Annotated in this window: 3 protein-coding genes and 1 pseudogene; 2 read left to right on the top strand and 2 right to left on the bottom strand. The window is 48.3% G+C overall.

From position 1 onward, the window contains the following. Positions 1-584, bottom strand: a 584-nt coding sequence (locus B3O33_RS13060) for a phosphoribulokinase (protein WP_292363787.1), incomplete at its 3' end; no start/stop codon positions are given. Positions 585-612: 28 nt separating this feature from the next. Continuing rightward, positions 613-1,905 (bottom strand): phosphoribosylamine--glycine ligase, encoded by a 1,293-nt coding sequence (purD, locus tag B3O33_RS13055; protein ID WP_292360702.1) that lies wholly within the window; start codon positions 1,903-1,905, stop codon positions 613-615. 259 nt (positions 1,906-2,164) lie between these two features. Here purD and B3O33_RS13050 point away from each other — a divergent pair, with 259 nt between their 5' ends. Both B3O33_RS13050 and B3O33_RS13045 read left to right on the top strand, forming a co-directional pair. Beyond that, positions 2,165-2,836 (top strand): TIGR00730 family Rossman fold protein, encoded by a 672-nt coding sequence (locus tag B3O33_RS13050; RefSeq protein WP_292360704.1) that lies wholly within the window; start codon positions 2,165-2,167, stop codon positions 2,834-2,836. An 86-nt stretch (positions 2,837-2,922) separates the two neighbouring features. After that, positions 2,923-3,151 (top strand): annotated as a pseudogene (locus tag B3O33_RS13045) (coproporphyrinogen III oxidase); the annotation flags it as partial.

Here is a 3,151-nt window from a genome sequence, read left to right as displayed (position 1 = left end):
GTAATATGGTGAATATCATCCGGCATACGCTTCAGGATAATGTCGACCACGGCATCCTGCGAATAGCCACGGTTGGCACAATCACGTTTGATCTTCTGAATCCACTCGATATTGATAACCGGCACCACACCAATCAATAAGTCGGTGTGCTGGGCGATATTGACTTCATCTGTGACGATGCCGCCATGCAATCCTTCATAAAACAATAAATCGCTGTCAGTATCCAGCTCTTCCCATTCGGTAAACGTACCCGGAGGTTGATTGAATTTAACCGCTTCAGATTCATCATGAATGTAATAGCGTTTTTCGCCACGACCGGTTTCTGAATAGGTCTGAAATAATCTTTCCAGTCTATCGAGATGATTGGCTTCCGGTCCAAAATGCGTCAGTGCACGTCCTTCTGCTTCAGCCCTGGCCACAGCAGCTCGCATCTCTTCACGGTTGTATCGATGAAAACTGTCACCTTCAACGACAACCGGTTTAACGTTAGTACGACGAAAAACATCCTCAAATGCCTGTTTTACCGTTGATGTTCCAGCACCAGATGAACCAGTTACCGCAATGATCGGATGGGACACAGACATTCCGCCTTCTCCTTAAAGTCGTAAGCTATCAGTTCTGGTGTTTTTCGCGGGCAACTGCACGGTAAGCAATATCGGTCCGGTAGTAGGCATCCTGCCAATGAATTTTTGCCACCCCAGCATAAGCCTGTTGCTGAGCAGCGGCAACACCGTGACCAAGAGCCGTCACACATAACACGCGGCCACCCGCGGTAACGACATTGTCCTGATCAAAAGCCGTTCCGGCATGGAATACGCGGGTATCTGCGGTATCCACAACATCCAGTCCGCTAATCACATCGCCTTTTTTATAGCTGTCAGGATAACCACCAGCGGCCATCACCACCCCTACGGCAGCACGTGGATCCCATTCAGCAGTGACCTCATCCAGACGTTTATCCAAAGCGGCTTCACACAATTCGACTAAATCAGACAGCAGACGCATCAGGATTGGCTGGGTTTCCGGGTCACCAAACCGGCAGTTATATTCCACCACTCGTGGTGCGCCCATTTCATCGATCATCAGACCGGCATATAAAAAACCGGTGTATGGACGGCCATCTGCCGCCATACCTTTTACAGTAGGTTCGATCACTTCACGCATCACCCGATCAAATACCGTATCAGTGACGACAGGCGCTGGAGAATACGCACCCATGCCACCAGTATTCGGCCCTTTATCACCGTTATCGCGGGCTTTATGATCCTGAGACGTTGCCAAAGGCAGAATATGCTCACCATCCACCATAACAATAAAGCTGGCTTCTTCACCGGTCATAAATTCTTCGATGACCACACGGTGGCCCGCTTCACCAAAGGCATTACCCGATAGCATGTCTTCAACCGCCGCAATCGCTTCTTCAACGGTCTGCGCCACGATAACGCCTTTACCGGCCGCCAGACCATCTGCTTTTACAACGATGGGCGCACCACGTTCCAGAATGTACTCAATCGCATTGGAGATATTGGTAAAAACCTGATAGGCGGCAGTAGGGATTTGATGACGGGCAAGAAAATCTTTAGTGAAGGATTTAGAGGCTTCCAGTTGGGCGGCTTCCTTACTCGGACCGAAACAACGTAAACCGGCTTTTTCAAAGGCATCAACGACGCCTTGAACCAATGGGATCTCAGGGCCGACAACGGTTAAGCCGATATCATTGTTCTGCGCAAAGGTAACCAGCGCATCAATATCATCTACCGCAATGGCGACATTGCTGACACCTTCTTCATTTGCGGTTCCCGGATTGCCCGGCGCGACAAAAACTTCACTGCAACGCGGTGATTGTTTAAGTTTCCAAGCCAGCGCATGCTCACGACCGCCACTACCAATGACCAGAACTTTCATTATGTTGTTGCCATACCTGCTAAAAGAAACGGCCAATGATACCGTAGATGTCTGTATAACCAAATATTAATAGATGGCTATACCCGTTTGATCGCAGCCAGCATTAGGGTCAGTTGATCTTTCAGAGTCACAACAGAGGCACCGATGAAAGATCAGCAGCCCCGGACACAGATTGTAACTGTGGCGGCTTTTGATTATTGTGATATCCAGACTCCAACCGTGGTGGCGATGAGAGATAAACAGAGCTCAGGAAAATATTGTGGAAGATTTAAAAACATCAGAAGCCTGGCGAGTTTTTCGTATTCAATCCGAATTAATTGATGGCATCGAAACCCTTAACGGACTGGGCCCCGCCGTATCCATTTTTGGCAGTGCCTGCCTGCGAGAGGATTCACCGTATTATCAAGCGGCCAAACAGGTTGCTCAGTCACTTTCACAAGCAAAATTTTCGGTGATTACCGGTGGTGGGCCAGGCATTATGCATGCCGCCAATGCCGGGGCATTTAAACAGGGCGCCCACTCGGTTGGCCTCAATATTGAATTACCGATGGAACAGCAACCTAATCCGAATCAGGATATTAGCCTGAGTTTCCGTTACTTTTTTGTCCGCAAACTGATGTTTGTTAAATCCTCAATGGGTTATGTGGTGTTTCCGGGTGGCTTCGGTACGCTGGATGAGTTTTTTGAAGCGTTAACACTGATCCAGAGCCGCAAAATTCGTCATTTCCCTGTCGTTTTATATGGATCGGAATACTGGAAAGGACTGATTGACTGGCTTCAGGCTGAAGTAATGCGTATCGGCTGTATTCAACAGGAAGATCTGAATATCTTCCACCTGGTGGATACCCCCGAAGAAGTGCTGCCCATTATTGAAAAACATTTTGCCGATCTCGGTGCCCACCCGGAAGATGATCAGCGTTTTTCTGTCTGATCTGGATCAAGAAATCGTGCATTAGCCATTCGGGATAAAAATCAGCTGTTTATAATCATTTGCCACCGTGTTACAAGGCGTTTGTTATGCAAAATCAGCTGATCGTGAACCGCCAGCTTATTCAGAAATACGACACAGCCGGCCCCAGATATACCTCTTATCCGACCGCGCTGGAATTTGATGAAACCTTCAAGGCAAAGGAGTTTCTGCAGCATGCTGAACTTTCCAATCAGCGTGGCGGACCGCTGTCTTTGTATTTCCATCTGCCGTTTTGCGATACCGTCTGTTTTTACTGTGCCTGCAACAAAATCATCT

This window comes from Methylophaga sp. UBA1464, from assembly GCF_002325665.1.
Classification (GTDB): Bacteria; Pseudomonadota; Gammaproteobacteria; order Nitrosococcales; family Methylophagaceae; genus Methylophaga.
The sequence above is the reverse complement of the archived record's forward strand: the minus strand, read 5'-3'. Positions and strand labels throughout refer to the sequence as shown.